Origin of the sequence: Leclercia pneumoniae (assembly GCF_017348915.1) — a bacterium.
GTDB classification, from domain to species: domain Bacteria; phylum Pseudomonadota; class Gammaproteobacteria; order Enterobacterales; family Enterobacteriaceae; genus Enterobacter; species Enterobacter pneumoniae.
On record NZ_CP071383.1, the window covers coordinates 231,791 to 247,856 of the forward strand.

Here is a 16,066-nt window from a genome sequence, read left to right on the forward strand (position 1 = left end):
ATGAGAAGAAGGTGAGGGGCACTGGAGAACGTTATGTCGCGTGGCCTGGAATTACTGATTGCACAAACCATTCTGCAGGGCTTCGACGCCCAGTACGGCCGTTTTCTGGAAGTGACCGCCGGTGCCCAGCAGCGCTTTGAAAATGCCGACTGGCATGCCGTGCAACAGGCCATGAAGCAGCGCATCCACCTTTACGATCATCACGTCGGCCTGGTAGTGGAGCAGTTGCACTGTATTACCGAGGGCAAAAGCACCGATGAGGCCTTCCTGCTATGCGTAAAGGCGCACTATACCCAGCTATTGCCGGATTACCCGCGCTTCGAGATTGCGGAGAGCTTTTTCAACTCCGTCTATTGCCGGTTATTTGACCACCGCTCGTTATCGCCTGAGCGGTTATTTATTTTCAGCTCTCAGCCAGAGCGCCGATTTCGCACCATCCCGCGCCCGCTGGCGAAAGATTTTTTGCCTGATAATGGCTGGGAAGCGCTGCTCCACCGGGTATTAAGTGATTTGCCACTGCGTTTACCCTGGCAGGATAAATCGCGCGATATCGGGTTTATCCATGCGCATCTGCGTGAATCATTCGGCGACGCGATACTCAGGCAGAGCCATTTACAGGTGGCGAACGAACTCTTTTATCGCAATAAGGCCGCCTGGCTGGTGGGGAAGCTGGTCATGCCCTCCGCCACGGTCCCGTTGCTGTTGCCCATTCATCGTAGCGATGCGGGCGAGCTGTTTATCGATACCTGCCTGACCACCCATGCCGAAGCCAGCATCGTGTTTGGCTTCGCCCGCTCCTATTTCATGGTGTACGCACCGTTGCCTGCGGCCCTGGTAGAGTGGCTGCGCGAGCTCCTGCCGGGAAAAACCACGGCCGAGCTGTATATGGCGATTGGCTGTCAGAAGCACGGCAAAACGGAAAGCTACCGCGAGTATGTACAGTACGTCAGCCGCGCGGATGAGCGATTTATTGAGGCGCCCGGGATTCGTGGCATGGTGATGCTGGTCTTTACCCTGCCGGGATTTGATCGGGTTTTTAAAGTCATTAAAGATCAGTTCGCGCCGCAAAAGGAGATGACCGCTGCGCATGTCCGCGCCTGCTATCAGCTGGTTAAAGAGCATGACCGCGTGGGGCGGATGGCCGATACCCAGGAGTTTGAAAATTTTGTTCTGGATAAGCGGCAGATAGACCCGGCTCTGATGGCGCTTCTGTTGCAGGAGGCCTCAGGCAAAATCACCGATCTTGGCGATCAGATTGCCATCAGCCATCTTTATATTGAGCGGCGTATGGTGCCGCTCAATATCTGGCTGGAGCAGGTTGAAGGGCAGGCGCTGCGCGATGCCATTGAAGAGTACGGTAATGCCATTCGGCAGCTGGCGGCAGCCAATATCTTCCCTGGAGACATGCTCTTCAAAAACTTCGGCGTCACCCGACACGGAAGGGTGGTGTTCTACGATTACGATGAAATTTGCTACATGACGGAGGTGAATTTCCGCGATATCCCGCCGCCGCGCTATCCCGAAGATGAGCTGGCCAGTGAACCCTGGTATAGCGTCTCGCCGGGGGATGTTTTCCCGGAGGAGTTTCGTCACTGGTTATGCGCTGACCCGCGCATCGGGCCGCTATTTGAAGAGATGCACGCCGACCTGTTCCGCGCCGATTACTGGCGCGGTTTGCAGTCACGCATTAAACAGGGGCATGTCGAGGATGTTTACGCCTACCGCCGCCGCCAACGGTTTTGTATTCGTTACGGCGTTTCGGCGGTCTCGACGACGGTGAACTCTTCATAAACCAGCTCCATCTCCGGCGACCAGCTGCCTTCGCGCTCGAAGAAGGCCTGGTGGGCCGATTGCCAGTAAGCCAGACTGAGATCGCCTTCGCCTTCCAGGGCCGCCAGTTCAGGGCTCATTTCGTTAAAGCGTATGATTCGAAGCGCCATGGTGCGAATGACGCAGACGGCATCGCCTTTACCGTTGAGTACAATATGCATGGCGCCGGGCGTGACGGGTGGCAGCTCTTGCTGATAACTGGCTAACGAGCCGCAGGTGCCGCGCTTCTTCCCGGCGACTACCAGGGCGGCCAGCTCATCGGCCATTTCGGGTGAATCGCCGAACGACCAGCAAAAAGCCTGAGGATATTTATCCTGCCAGTACGCTTTTAAATTGCTCATTCAGCGCACCCCTCCATAGGCCAGCGTCACCTCTTTCGCGGCTTTGATGACCAGCGCCCCCAGCTCGGTCACCCGATCGTCGGTCATGCGCGAAATGGGGCCGGAGATAGAGATGGCCGCAAACGGCTCGCGGTGCCCGTCAAAAATACAGGCCGCCAGACAGCGCAGACCCAGCGCATGCTCTTCGTCATCAAAGGAGTAACCGCGCTTGCGGGTCAGGGCCAGGTCCTCTTTCAGGTGCACGGGAGAGACCAGCGTGGCATGGGTATAAGCGTGCAGCCCTTTGCGGTGCAACAGCCCCGTCACCTGCTCTTCGCTCAACTGAGAAAGAAACGCCTTCCCTGCACCCGAGGCGTGCATCGGCAGTTTACCGCCAATGGGGGCTGACATACGCATCAGCTGTGTACACTGCACCTGGTCGATAATAATCGCCTGATGATCGCTCTGGTCCAGCACCGCCAGGTTCACCGTCTCGCCAGACTCTTCCATCAGTTTACGCAGGATAGGGTGGACGATGGCCAGCAGATTGCGCGTCTGCAAAAAGCTGCTGCCCACGATAAACGCGTGCGCGCCCACTGCCCAGTGGCCCAGCTCACCGACCTGACGCACAAAGCCCAACTGCTGCATGGTGGTGAGCAGGCGGTGCGTCGTAGAGTTCGGCAGGCCAGCCTGCTGTGCCAGCTCGGTCAGCGCGACGCTACTGTGTGATTCGGCAATCCACTCCAGCAGTTTTAACCCACGGGTCAATGACTGAACTTGCCCACTTTGCGGTGCGGCGTTGGCAGCAGGTTTTCTGCCGCGTTTGGCGGGAACGGTAGCGACCATGATGGGCTCCTTTTTCTGTATCGTGGAAATCATTTTCGTTTTATTTGCTGCTTTTGCAACCGCTTTCATTGCTGGTCGGAGGTGTGATGCTGAACTTGTCTCATGTTACCGCTGTGTGACTTTTCCACCCTGCAAGATTATGCCAGTATGGAATGCAGCCTTATGGCCTTGTTGAGCGTAGTCGGGAGCGAGTGTGAGTAGCAAAGTAGATCAACTGCGCGCGCAGTTAAATGAACGCATTCTGGTGCTGGATGGCGGCATGGGTACCATGATCCAGAGCTATCGTCTGAGTGAAGAGGATTTCCGCGGCGAGCGCTTCGCCGACTGGCCCTGCGATCTGAAAGGTAACAACGATCTGCTGGTGCTCAGTAAGCCTGAGATCATCGCGGCTATCCATTACGCCTACTTCGAGGCGGGTGCCGATATCGTTGAGACGAACACCTTTAACTCGACCACTATCGCCATGGCGGATTATGAGATGGAATCCCTGTCGGCGGAGATCAACTACGAGGCGGCAAAGCTGGCGCGCGCCTGCGCCGATGAGTGGACCGCCCGCACGCCAGAAAAACCGCGCTACGTTGCCGGCGTACTGGGGCCGACAAACCGCACCGCCTCTATCTCACCGGATGTTAACGACCCGGCGTTTCGCAATATCAGTTTCGATCAGCTGGTGGCTGCCTACCGTGAGTCGACCCGTGCGCTGGTGGAGGGCGGTTCCGATCTGATTCTGATTGAAACCGTTTTCGACACCCTGAACGCGAAAGCCGCTATTTACGCCGTTAAAGAGGAGTTCGAGGCGCTGGGCGTGGATCTGCCGATCATGATTTCCGGCACTATCACCGACGCCTCCGGGCGTACCCTCTCCGGGCAGACCACCGAAGCATTTTACAACTCACTGCGCCACGCCGACGCGCTCACCTTCGGCCTCAACTGCGCCCTGGGGCCGGACGAACTGCGCCAGTACGTGCAGGAGCTGTCCCGCATCGCAGAGTGCTACGTCACCGCGCACCCGAACGCCGGGCTGCCAAACGCCTTCGGTGAATACGATCTGGATGCCGACACCATGGCGGCGCAAATCCGCGAGTGGGCCGAGTCTGGCTTCCTGAATATCGTCGGCGGCTGCTGCGGTACCACACCGGAACACATCGCCGCCATGAGTAACGCGGTAGCCGGGCTGCCGCCGCGCAAGCTGCCGGACATCCCGGTTGCCTGCCGCCTCTCCGGCCTTGAGCCGTTGACCATCGGCGATGACAGCCTGTTTGTGAACGTCGGGGAACGTACTAACGTGACCGGTTCCGCGAAGTTCAAACGCCTGATCAAAGAAGAGAAGTACAGCGAAGCGCTGGACGTAGCGCGTCAGCAGGTAGAGAGCGGTGCGCAGATCATCGACATCAATATGGATGAGGGGATGCTCGACGCCGAAGCGGCGATGGTGCGCTTCCTGAATCTGATTGCCGGTGAGCCGGACATCGCCCGCGTGCCGATCATGATCGACTCCTCCAAATGGGATGTCATCGAAAAAGGGCTGAAGTGTATCCAGGGCAAAGGCATCGTTAACTCGATTTCGATGAAAGAGGGGGTTGAGAGTTTTATCCACCATGCGAAGCAGGTGCGTCGTTACGGCGCCGCCGTGGTGGTGATGGCCTTTGACGAAGTCGGCCAGGCCGATACCCGCGAGCGCAAAATTGAGATCTGCCGCCGCGCATACAAGGTTTTGACCGAAGAGGTGGGTTTCCCGCCGGAAGACATCATCTTCGACCCGAATATCTTTGCCGTGGCAACCGGCATTGAAGAGCATAACAACTACGCGCAGGACTTTATTGGCGCCTGTGAAGACATTAAACGCGAGCTGCCGCACGCGCTGATCTCCGGTGGCGTATCGAACGTCTCGTTCTCGTTCCGCGGTAACGACCCGGTACGTGAGGCCATTCACGCCGTGTTCCTCTACTATGCCATCCGCAACGGCATGGACATGGGCATCGTCAACGCCGGACAGCTGGCGATTTACGACGACCTGCCCGCCGAACTGCGCGACGCGGTAGAGGATGTGATCCTTAACCGCCGCGACGACGCCACCGAGCGTATGCTGGAGCTGGCGGAGAAATACCGCGGCAGTAAATCTGATGACGCAGTCAATGTTCAGCAGGCCGAATGGCGCGCCTGGGACGTGAAAAAGCGTCTGGAGTATTCACTGGTTAAAGGTATTACCGAATTTATTGAAATCGATACCGAAGAGGCCCGCCAGCAGGCTGCGCGCCCGATAGAGGTGATTGAAGGCCCGCTGATGGACGGCATGAACGTGGTGGGCGATCTCTTCGGCGAGGGCAAAATGTTCCTGCCGCAAGTGGTGAAATCCGCACGCGTAATGAAACAGGCGGTGGCCTACCTTGAGCCGTACATCGAAGCCAGCAAAGAGAAAGGCTCCAGCAACGGCAAAATGGTCATCGCCACGGTAAAAGGCGACGTGCACGACATCGGGAAGAATATCGTCGGCGTGGTTTTGCAGTGCAACAACTACGAGATTATCGACCTCGGCGTCATGGTCCCGGCGGAGAAAATCATCAAAACCGCGCGGGAAGTGAACGCCGACCTGATTGGCCTCTCCGGGCTGATTACCCCGTCGCTGGACGAGATGGTCAACGTGGCAAAAGAGATGGAGCGGCAGGGCTTTACCATTCCGCTGCTGATTGGCGGAGCAACCACCTCAAAAGCGCATACGGCGGTGAAAATCGAGCAGAACTACAGCGGGCCGACGGTATACGTGCAGAACGCCTCGCGCACCGTGGGCGTGGTATCCGCGCTGCTCTCCGAAACTCAGCGCGATGACTTTGTCGCGCGTACCCGTAAAGAGTACGAAACCGTGCGCATCCAGCATGGCCGTAAAAAACCACGCACGCCGCCGGTCACGCTGCAGGCGGCACGGGAAAACGATCTGGCGTTTGACTGGTCTGCCTATACGCCGCCGGTGGCACACCGTCTGGGCGTGCAGGAGGTTACCGCCAGCATCGAAACGCTGCGTAACTACATCGACTGGACGCCGTTCTTTATGACCTGGTCGCTGGCGGGCAAGTACCCGCGCATCCTCGAAGACGAGGTGGTGGGGGAAGAGGCGAAGCGCCTGTTCAAAGATGCTAACGACATGCTCGATACCCTGAGTGCGGAGAAAACCCTTAATCCGCGCGGCGTAGTGGGCCTGTTCCCGGCCAACCGCGTGGGCGACGACGTGGAAATTTATCGGGATGAAACCCGTACCCAGGTGCTGGCCGTCAGTCGCCATCTGCGTCAGCAAACCGAGAAAATCGGCTTTGCCAACTACTGCCTCGCCGATTTCGTGGCGCCGAAGCTTTCCGGAAAAGCAGATTACATCGGCGCCTTCGCCGTAACCGGCGGCCTGGAAGAGGATGCGCTGGCAGACGCGTTTGACGCGCAGCATGATGATTACAACAAAATCATGGTGAAAGCGATCGCCGACCGTCTGGCAGAGGCCTTTGCAGAGTATCTGCACGAGCGCGTGCGTAAAGTGCACTGGGGCTATGCGGCGAACGAGAACCTCAGCAACGAGGATCTGATCCGCGAAAACTACCAGGGTATCCGTCCGGCGCCGGGCTATCCGGCCTGTCCGGAACACACTGAAAAGGGCACCATCTGGAAATTACTGGACGTAGAGGCTCATACCGGAATGAAGCTCACTGAGTCCTTCGCCATGTGGCCTGGCGCGTCCGTTTCCGGCTGGTACTTCAGCCATCCCGACAGTAAATACTTCGCAGTGGCGCAGCTTCAGCGCGATCAGATTGAAGACTATGCCCGACGCAAAGGGATGAGCGTGTCGGAAGTGGAGCGCTGGTTAGCACCTAACCTCGGTTACGATGCCGATTAACCTGCCCGCTCGCAGCAGGGCTGCCTCACTCGGGACGCCCTGTGCCTGATCTGACTGTGCCAGAACTCACGTCACCTTTCCTTACAACTAACAGGGCGCTCATCGGGCGCCCTTTCTCTTTCTTACATTTAAACCCTTATACTGGAGTAAGGATGAATTAACGATAAGGAGAAACCACTTCCGTGCTGACTCTGTTACACCTGCTCTCTGCAGTGGCGCTGCTGGTATGGGGTACCCATATTGTCCGTACCGGTGTGATGCGCGTGTTCGGCGCACGTTTACGTACTGTTCTTAGCCGAAGCGTTGAGAAGAAGCCGCTCGCCTTTTGCGCGGGCATTGGCGTGACTGCTTTGGTGCAAAGCAGTAATGCTACGACTATGCTGGTCACCTCCTTTGTGGCGCAGGACCTGGTGGCGTTGACTCCTGCGCTGGTGATCGTGCTCGGTGCCGATGTGGGTACCGCGCTAATGGCGCGTGTCCTGACATTCGATCTCTCCTGGCTCTCGCCGCTGCTGATTTTTATCGGCGTTATCTTCTTTCTGGGGCGTAAGCAGACCCGCGCCGGGCAGCTCGGGCGCGTGGGGATTGGCCTCGGTCTGATCCTGCTGGCGCTGGAGCTGATTGTGCAGGCCGTTACGCCGATCACTCAGGCCAACGGTGTGCAGGTCATCTTTGCCTCCCTGACCGGCGATATCATGCTGGATGCGCTCATCGGCGCGGTCTTTGCCATTGTCAGCTACTCCAGCCTGGCGGCGGTGCTACTGACGGCGACGTTAACGGCCGCCGGTGCCATCTCTTTCCCGGTGGCGCTCTGTCTGGTGATTGGCGCTAACCTTGGCTCCGGCCTGCTGGCGATGCTCAACAACAGCGCCGCCAATGCCGCTGCCCGCCGCGTGGCGCTGGGCAGCCTGCTGTTTAAGCTGGTGGGCAGTTTGATCATCCTGCCGTTTGTTCACCCGCTGGCAAACCTGATGGATAACCTGCCGCTGCCGAAGGCAGAACTGGTGATCTACTTCCACGTCTTCTACAACCTGGTGCGCTGCCTGGCGATGGTGCCTTTCGCCGGGCCGATGGCGCGCTTCTGCGAACGGATGATCCGCGACGAGCCCGAGCTGGATTCGCGCCTCAAACCCAAGCACCTGGATACCTCCGCGCTGGATACGCCAGCGCTGGCGCTGGCCAATGCTGCCCGCGAGACGTTGCGGATGGGCGATGCCATGGAAACCATGCTCGATGGGCTGCAAAAAGTGATGCGTGGCGAACCGCGGGAAGAGAAAGCGCTGCGTAAACTCGCCGACGATATCAACGTGCTCTACACCGCTATTAAGCTCTATCTGGCTCGCATGCCGCAGGATGAACTGGCGGAAGAGGAGTCCCGCCGCTGGGCGGAGATTATCGAAATGTCGCTTAACCTTGAGCAGGCGTCCGATATTGTTGAACGCATGGGCAGTGAAATCGCCGACAAATCGCTGGCGGCCCGTCGCGCATTCTCCCTTGAAGGGTTACAAGAGCTGGAAGCGTTACACGAACAGCTGGTGAGTAACCTGAAGCTGGCCATGTCGGTCTTCTTCTCCGGAGATGTGCCCAGCGCCCGCCGCCTGCGCCGTAACAAGCACCGTTTCCGCATTCTTAACCGCCGTTATTCCCACGCTCACGTCGAGCGTCTGCATCAGCAGAACGTGCAAAGCATCGAAACCAGCTCCCTGCACCTGGGCCTGCTGGGGGATATGAAGCGTCTCAATTCGCTGTTCTGCGCGGTGGCGTATAGCGTGATGGAGCAGCCGGACGAAGATGATGAGCGGGATGAGTATTAATCTCTGAAAGCGCCTCGTAAAACCATGTTGCGAGGCGTGACACCTTTTAAAGCGCCATTTACGCTTAAAACCTTATGATTTTAAGGGAATAGAAAATGGTTGTTTATTACGCTACACTTCGCCAATTCATGCGCATTTCGATGGGGGTTCTCATGCGCACTACTTCTGGCAATAAAAAATCAGTTAATGTGTCTTTAGCACCAGAAATTCTTGAAGAGGCGCAACGTCTTAATCTTAATCTCTCCGCTGTACTCACGGCTGCACTTCAGGAGCAGTTTCGTGTGCATCAGCGCGCCGCGTGGTTAGAAGAAAATAAAGCCTCTATCGAGGCTATTAACCAGTGGGTAGAGGAAAACGGCTCCTTTAGTGACTTTCAGAGATCTTTCTGATGAAGCAATATTTTGCTTATGAGAATGAAGGTAGGGGTAAAACGGCATATCCCTGGCTAATCAATATGCAGCATCCCGTGGCCAATGTGATGAAGCACCTTCTGGTCGCCCCCCCGTTGAACTTAGCCATCTTCGAGGCGTTCAGCCACCTGCGAAAGTGTGCCCTGTCGTAGAGATAGCGGGTAAGCCCTGTGTGGTCATGATGCACATGATGGCAGGCATTTCACCAACAGAGTTGGGCAGGTGTGTCGCCGATCTTACGCAAAACCGGGCGTCATTGCGTGATGCGCTCGATTTTCTCATCAACGGTTACTAAGCCTTTTTTGTCAGCCGCAAGGTAAGGTATATTTCGCCCTTCACAGGAGAAACTATGCTGCCAGAACAATCAACCCGATTAAATAAATACATTAGCGAGAGCGGAATTTGCTCACGTCGCGAAGCAGACCGTTACATCGAACAGGGTAACGTGTTTATCAACGGCAAACGCGCCACCATTGGCGACCAGGTTACGCCCGGCGACGTGGTGAAAGTAAATGGTCAACTCATCGAGCCGCGTGATGCAGAAGACCTGGTATTTATCGCGTTGAACAAACCGGTTGGCATCGTTAGCACCACCGAAGATGGCGAGCGCGATAACATCGTTGATTTCGTCAACCACAGCACCCGCATCTTCCCGATTGGCCGCCTGGATAAAGACTCTCAGGGGCTGATTTTCCTCACCAACCATGGCGATCTGGTTAACAAAATCCTGCGTGCCGGTAACGATCACGAGAAAGAGTACATTGTGACGGTGAACAAAGCGGTCACCGATGAATTTATCCAGGGCATGGGCGCAGGCGTGCCGATTTTGGGCACCGTCACGAAGAAATGTAAGGTGAAGAAAGAGGGGCCATTCTCGTTTCGCATTACATTGGTACAGGGACTAAACCGCCAGATCCGTCGTATGTGCGAGCATTTCGGCTATGAAGTCACAAAGCTCGAACGCACGCGCATTATGAACGTCAGCCTGTCCGGTATTCCGCTGGGCGAGTGGCGCGACCTGACCGGCGACGAGCTGATTGAGCTGTTCAGGCTGATCGAAAACTCCTCTTCTGAAGCGAAGCCAAAGGCGAAAGCAAAACCGAAAACGCAGGCGATTAAGCGCCCGGTCGTAAAGGCGCCGCCTGCTGAAGAAAAAGGGCGGGGCAAGCCCGCGGGGAAACGCTTTACCCAGCCGGGCCGTAAAAAGAAAGGGCGCTAATTAGCGCCTTCCACGGGTTGATGTATTGGCTGACCAGGAGAAGGTCGCCTCTGCATCCGGTTTATAAGCCTGCTCTTTTTTCAGCTTGCGGGCTTTCTTCGCCGCGGCTTCACGCTGCGCCATCAGTTTATCGATGTACTCTTTTTTAACCTGATTGGTTTCGGCGTTCGTTAGCGTACGGCCATGCGCGATACGGGCGCGATCGAGTAGCGTTTTGAGTTCGCGCTGCTCGGCTTCTGTCATCTCTTTCTGGGTCAAACGGGGTGTCGCCATTGCGAAGCCTCCTGAAGGGGAGGCTTCAGTGTAAAGCAAGTGTCGCCAATTAACCCTGCTTTACCGCATCTTTTTTCGGTTGTTCATCAATCGCTTTGCCGGACCAGTAGCCCGCCAGCAGAGAGCCGGACAGGTTGTGCCAGACGGAGAACAGCGCGCCCGGCAATGCCGCCAGCGGTGAAAAGTAGATCTTGCCAAGCGCCGCCGCCAGGCCGGAGTTCTGCATCCCCACTTCAATGGCCAGCGTGCGGCAGGTGGATTCATCAAAGCCAAAGAGCTTACCGCCCCAGTAGCCACTCAGCAGCCCGATAATGTTGTGCAGCACCACCGCAATAATGACGACAAAGCCGACGGAGGCGATATGTGCAGCCGAGCCGGCCACTACGGCGCTGATAATAGCCAGAATACAGACCATCGAAAAGGCGGGCAGATACGGCTCAACCGCCTTTACCACGCGCGGGAAAAGATGGTGAATAACCAGACCCAGCGCAATAGGGATCACCACGATTTGCAGGATGCTGAGCAGCATTCCCATCACATCCACCTGAATATGCGCATCAACGTACAGGCGGGTTAACAGCGGGGTGGCGATCACGCCCACCAGGGTCGACACCGAAGAGATAGTCACCGAAAGTGCGACATCCCCTTTTGCCAGATAGATCATTACGTTAGAGGCGGTTCCGCTGGCAACGCTGCCCACCAGTACCATACCGGCAGAGAGGTCAGGCGGCATTTTAAACGCCATCGCCAGCAGCCAGGCGGCGAGCGGCATGATCAGGTAGTGCAGGAAAGTGCCCGCCGCGACCGGTGCCGGGCGCGACAGCACGCGCTTAAAGTCGTCGATTTTTAAATGGACGCCCATGCCGAACATAATCAGCATCAGCAGGGTTGTGATCCAGGGGCCAATGGCGGTGAAATGGGTGGGCGTGTAATACGCGAGTACAGAGAGCAGCAGTGCCCATAGCGGGAACAGCCTGGTGATAACGGCTAACATAGGTTTTCCTTGCGATTGTGTTGTGTTGTTTCTTTATAAAAAAAGCCGGGTTCGAGCCCGGCCATAGGTATTGTTTATCCTGCTAATGAATTTTATTCAAACAAATTCTCTTCATGATCCCGCGCGGAGGCTCTCCCAGCTCAGCCCAAAGCGGGCCAGGTATTTACGTAACCTGTCGGCATCGTTTGGATTCGCCTTTTTTAATCGCGAAACAGCAAAAAGCTCACGGCCCGCCTCGGAGAGTGAAGCACTGCGCCGACACACCTCCAGCACCGTCTCCAGCTGACGCTGCTCGAAGAGATCGATCTCAGGCAGTGGCGTTGTCGACGCTGTTTGCCAGCTGGCCTGCAGGCGCTCAATTTCCTCTTCTACCAGCATCAGGGTAATGCGTCCCTGTTCGGCAAGGGTCGCCATGCGCGCTATCGATGCGCTCAGTTCGCGGAAATTACCGCGCCACAGCGCGGAGGGAGAACTGGCGAAGCGCAGATAGCGCTCGCGCGCGTCTTTATCAAATCGTACCTGCGCCTGCGCTTCGGTCGAAAAACGGTGCAGTTCGTACTCTACGTTCGGCGCAATATCCTCCCGGCGCTGTGCCAGCCCCGGTAGCGCGAAGCTCCACATATTGATACGGGCGTAGAGATCTTCGCGAAAACGACCTTCTGCCACCCACTGGCGCAGATCCCGGTGCGTGCCCGCGATCAGCTGAAAATCACTCTGCACCTCTTTATCCGAGCCAAACGGGAAAAAGGTCTTCTCTTCAATGGCCTTTAACAGCATGGCCTGTTCGTCGAGGCCCAGTTCCGCAACCTCATCTAAAAACAGCACGCCGCCGTCGGCCTCACGTAATAGCCCCGTTCGGGCCGTCTGCGCGCCGGTAAAGGCCCCTTTCACATGGCCGAACAGCGTCGACATGGCGTTGTCGCCGCGCAGCGTGGCGCAGTTCACCGCGACTAATCTGCCAGAGACCCGATGGCGCGCCTGTTTAAGCTGATAAATGCGGTTGGCGAGAAACGATTTGCCAGCCCCCGTCGGGCCTGTCAGCAGTAGAGGCGCTGTAGAACGCAGCGCAACGCGCTCAATCTGATCGATAAGGGCGTTAAAAGTGGCATTGCGGGTGTCGATTCCGGCTTTCAGGAACGAAACGGACTGCTGCTGCTCGCGCTGAAAGCGGCTGGTTAAGGTCGTATACCGGCTCAAATCCAGGTCGATGATTGAGTAACTGCCCGCGGCGATGGCCTCTTCCGGCGCGCCTCTGGCGGCCGGACCGGTTTGCAACAGGCTGGCAGGGAGATATCGCGCTTCGGTCAGCAAAAACCAGCAAATTTGTGCCACGTGCGTCCCGGTGGTGATGTGCACCAGGTACTCTTCATTGTCCGTATCGAAGGGGTAGTGGGTCGCAAAGTCGAGAAACGCGGCGTACACCTCTTCAAAATCCCAGGGGTCTTTTATGATGACCGGGCAAGGGCGAACCTCGGTATGGGGTGAAAGAAGGGCGATATCTTCTGCGATCTGCTGAGCCATGCTCTGATCGTGCGGCTGATGAATGAGCTCCAGTCGGTCGACAGGAAAGTCTGGCTGCTGACACAGCCCGACGGTAGGCCGCCATTTGCGAAAGCGGTTTGCCCGTTTTCCGCGTTTATCCATCACCGTGCCGAGCACGCCAATCACTACCCGCCGTTTCTTCATGTTTATCCCAAAAGATAAAAGTCGATATCAAAAGATAAAAATTATCTGCAGATCATGCAATGTCAAAATAGACGATAAAAAATAAATATCCATTAATTCAGTTACATAAAAATTTATTCGCCATTTTCCTTTTGTTGGCACGCTTATGGCAATAACTCCTCTGTCAGTACGTTGAGCACGCAGGGGGTTAAGGCCCCGCCGGCGCACCAGGAACGGCGAACACTGTTTTCCCGGGGCGTTCCGTCAACCAATGACACCCAGGGGTTCGATTCCCCATTCATTTCCCCAATGAAAACTGGTTGTGACTCATAAATGGTAAAGAGGGGCGGTGTTTAGCCCCAAAGAAGGTGGCCGGTAACGGTGCTGGATCGCAGGCAAGAGGGATCTCCCCTGCGATTTCGCTCCTGCACCCGCCCCTGATTTTAAAAGGAAAATAAAATGATAAAAAAAATTACGGTACGCAAAGGTCAACTGGCGCTGCTGGCGAAGCGTGGCGATTACTACAAGGTACTTGAGGCGGGTGAACACCGCCTGCCATGGTTCAACACGCCGGACGTATTAGTGGTTAGCCGCGACGGCAGTGAAGTCCCGGCAGCACTCGCCGACTATTTACGCCGCTTCCAGCCAGCCTGGGTAGACACATACTGCCTGGTCGTGGAATTAACAGATAATGAAGTCGGGGTGTTGTACAGGAATGGCGTCATTGAGGAGGTGATCCCTCCCGCCTCCCGACGTCTGTTCTGGCAGGACGATGACGCGCTGAAGCTGGTGCGGTTCGACACGCGCCAGGTTCAGGTGCCCGACGACGTGATGGCTGCCGTATTGCAGCCCCGTCGTAACGGCGCGGTGAAAGGGCGTGACGCGATACAGGTGGTTCAGGTGCCCGCCTGGCACGTGGGGGTATTAAAAATCGATGGTGAAACCCAGCCGTTGCTAATGCCGGGCATGAGCGCCTGGTGGAAAGTGAATCATCTGGTCGAGGCGGAAGTGGTCGACACCCGTTTGCAGGTGCTGGAAGTGGCGGGGCAGGAGATCCTGACGAAGGATAAAGTGAACCTGCGCCTCAATCTTGCGGCGAACTGGCGTTATCGCGATGTGTTGCAGGCATTTGGCCAGCTTACCCGTCCGCTTGATCATCTGTACCGCGAATTACAGTTTGCTCTGCGCGAAGCGGTAGGTACCCGTACGCTGGACGAACTGCTCGAAGATAAGCAGGTCATCGACGAGGTGGTCAGCAAGCAGGTCGATGCCCGAATGGCACCCTTTGGGATCGATATCGCCTCTTTAGGGGTGAAAGACATTGTCTTACCGGGGGATATGAAAACCATCCTCTCCCGCCTGGTTGAGGCTGAAAAATCGGCGCAGGCTAATGTCATCCGCCGACGCGAAGAGACCGCCGCCACCCGTTCGCTGTTAAATACGGCGAAAGTGATGGAAAACAACCCGGTCGCTCTGCGCTTAAAAGAGCTGGAAACGCTGGAAAGAGTGGCAGAACGCATCGATAAAATCTCGGTGTTTGGTGGCCTGGGTCAAGTCCTGCACGGATTAGTGAATCTTAAGGGGTAGTGCAATGCAGCATCACGAATTTCAACTTTTGACGGCGCAGAACAGTGCGCCGGTAAAAATGTGGACCCATGGGGTTCCGGTCGAGCCCGAGGCGCAAGAGCAACTGCTGAACACTGCAAGAATGCCCTTTATCTTTAAACATCTGGCGGTGATGCCTGATGTGCATCTTGGTAAAGGGTCGACCATTGGCAGCGTCATCCCGACCAAAGGGGCCATTATTCCGGCGGCGGTGGGCGTCGATATCGGCTGTGGGATGATCGCCGTGCGCACCTCGCTGGTGGCCAGCGATCTGCCGGATAACCTGGGCGGATTGCGTAGCGCCATTGAGCAGGCGGTGCCGCACGGACGGACTAACATCCGTTCTCGTCGCGATAAAGGGGCCTGGGAAACGCCTCCTGCGGAAGTGGATACCCACTGGGCCGGGCTGGCGCCGCGCTTCAAACGGCTGACGGATAAATACCCTCAGTTGCTGAAAACTAACCATTATCAGCATCTGGGTACGCTGGGCACCGGTAACCACTTTATTGAAGTGTGCCTCGATGAACAGCAGCGAGTATGGGTGATGCTGCACAGCGGTTCGCGCGGCGTAGGAAATGCGATTGGCAACCTGTTTATCACCCTGGCCCAGAAAGATATGCAGCAACATCTCGCGCATTTGCCGGATAAAAACCTGGCGTATTTCCAGGAGGGGAGCCGCCACTATAACGACTACATCGAAGCCGTGGAGTGGGCACAGGATTTTGCGCGTCATAACCGCGAGGTGATGATGTCCCGGGTACTGAGCGCACTGTCACACATAATCGCCAAACCCTTTATGACTCAGCAAGAGGCGGTCAATTGCCACCATAACTACGTGCAGAAAGAGCACCATTTTGGTGAAGAAGTGCTGGTTACGCGTAAAGGGGCGGTGTCGGCGCAAAAGGGGCAATTAGGGATTATCCCCGGTTCCATGGGGGCGAAGAGCTTTATCGTGCGCGGGTTAGGCAATGAAGAGAGTTTTTGCTCCTGCAGCCACGGGGCCGGGCGTGTAATGAGCCGGACGGCGGCGAAAAAACGGTTCACCGTGGCGGATCAGATCCGCGCCACCGCCCACGTGGAATGTCGAAAAGACAGCGAGGTGATCGATGAGATCCCCATGGCATATAAAGACATCGAAGCCGTGATGGCGGCGCAATCGTCCCTGGTCGAAGTGGTCCATACCTTGCGTCAGGTGGTCTGTGTAAAAGGATAA

At 56.5% G+C, this 16,066-nt stretch carries 12 protein-coding genes and 1 pseudogene; 8 read left to right on the plus strand and 5 right to left on the minus strand.

All coding sequences use genetic code 11. The features are described 5' to 3' along the window. The first annotated feature begins 33 nt into the window (after window positions 1–33). Window positions 34–1,791: a bifunctional isocitrate dehydrogenase kinase/phosphatase gene (gene aceK, locus JZ655_RS01085; RefSeq protein WP_207292784.1), complete on the plus strand. Its 1,758-nt coding sequence runs from the start codon at window positions 34–36 to the stop codon at window positions 1,789–1,791. Here aceK and JZ655_RS01090 read toward each other — a convergent pair. Both JZ655_RS01090 and iclR read right to left on the minus strand, forming a co-directional pair. Next, on the minus strand, window positions 1,749–2,171 hold the full coding sequence (locus tag JZ655_RS01090; protein ID WP_046885558.1) for an ASCH domain-containing protein: 423 nt from the start codon (window positions 2,169–2,171) through the stop codon (window positions 1,749–1,751). The genes aceK and JZ655_RS01090 overlap by 43 nt on opposite strands. Further along, the gene (gene iclR / locus JZ655_RS01095; RefSeq protein WP_207292785.1) at window positions 2,172–2,996 is read right to left on the minus strand and encodes a glyoxylate bypass operon transcriptional repressor IclR; all 825 of its coding nucleotides are present in this window, start codon (window positions 2,994–2,996) and stop codon (window positions 2,172–2,174) included. 193 nt (window positions 2,997–3,189) lie between these two features. On the opposite strand from iclR, the gene metH reads away from it, so the two are divergent. The 5 genes and pseudogenes from metH (at window position 3,190) to rluF (ending at window position 10,316) form a co-directional block, all read left to right on the plus strand. Next, window positions 3,190–6,873 (plus strand): methionine synthase, encoded by a 3,684-nt coding sequence (gene metH, locus JZ655_RS01100; protein ID WP_207292786.1) that lies wholly within the window; start codon window positions 3,190–3,192, stop codon window positions 6,871–6,873. 182 nt (window positions 6,874–7,055) lie between these two features. Beyond that, a complete protein-coding gene (locus JZ655_RS01105) occupies window positions 7,056–8,687 on the plus strand; it encodes a Na/Pi cotransporter family protein (protein ID WP_046885556.1) in 1,632 nt (543 codons plus the stop codon). 95 nt (window positions 8,688–8,782) lie between these two features. Beyond that, window positions 8,783–9,076 carry a type II toxin-antitoxin system CcdA family antitoxin gene (locus JZ655_RS01110; protein ID WP_207292787.1) on the plus strand — a complete coding sequence of 98 codons (294 nt, stop codon included), beginning with the start codon at window positions 8,783–8,785 and terminating at the stop codon, window positions 9,074–9,076. Further along, a pseudogene (locus JZ655_RS21525) lies at window positions 9,076–9,392 on the plus strand (CcdB family protein). The gene JZ655_RS01110 and the pseudogene JZ655_RS21525 overlap by 1 nt, the downstream one beginning before the upstream one ends. A 54-nt stretch (window positions 9,393–9,446) precedes the next feature. Further along, the gene (rluF, locus tag JZ655_RS01120) at window positions 9,447–10,316 is read left to right on the plus strand and encodes a 23S rRNA pseudouridine(2604) synthase RluF (RefSeq protein WP_046885554.1); all 870 of its coding nucleotides are present in this window, start codon (window positions 9,447–9,449) and stop codon (window positions 10,314–10,316) included. On the opposite strand, the gene JZ655_RS01125 is transcribed toward rluF, so the two are convergent. The 3 genes from JZ655_RS01125 to rtcR all read right to left on the minus strand — a co-directional run bounded on the left by JZ655_RS01125 (window position 10,317) and on the right by rtcR (window position 13,269). Further along, window positions 10,317–10,589, minus strand: a complete 273-nt coding sequence (locus tag JZ655_RS01125) for a YjbD family protein (protein ID WP_207292788.1) — start codon at window positions 10,587–10,589, stop codon at window positions 10,317–10,319. A 49-nt stretch (window positions 10,590–10,638) separates the two neighbouring features. Then, window positions 10,639–11,583 carry a ketopantoate/pantoate/pantothenate transporter PanS gene (gene panS / locus JZ655_RS01130; protein ID WP_046885553.1) on the minus strand — a complete coding sequence of 315 codons (945 nt, stop codon included), beginning with the start codon at window positions 11,581–11,583 and terminating at the stop codon, window positions 10,639–10,641. 111 nt (window positions 11,584–11,694) lie between these two features. Continuing rightward, on the minus strand, window positions 11,695–13,269 hold the full coding sequence (rtcR, locus tag JZ655_RS01135; protein WP_207292789.1) for an RNA repair transcriptional activator RtcR: 1,575 nt from the start codon (window positions 13,267–13,269) through the stop codon (window positions 11,695–11,697). 438 nt (window positions 13,270–13,707) lie between these two features. Between rtcR and JZ655_RS01140 the strand changes: the two genes are divergently transcribed. Further along, complete coding sequence (locus JZ655_RS01140) at window positions 13,708–14,835, plus strand: slipin family protein (protein WP_207292790.1); 1,128 nt, start codon at window positions 13,708–13,710, stop codon at window positions 14,833–14,835. Window positions 14,836–14,839: 4 nt separating this feature from the next. Beyond that, window positions 14,840–16,066, plus strand: a complete 1,227-nt coding sequence (locus JZ655_RS01145) for an RtcB family protein (protein ID WP_207292791.1) — start codon at window positions 14,840–14,842, stop codon at window positions 16,064–16,066.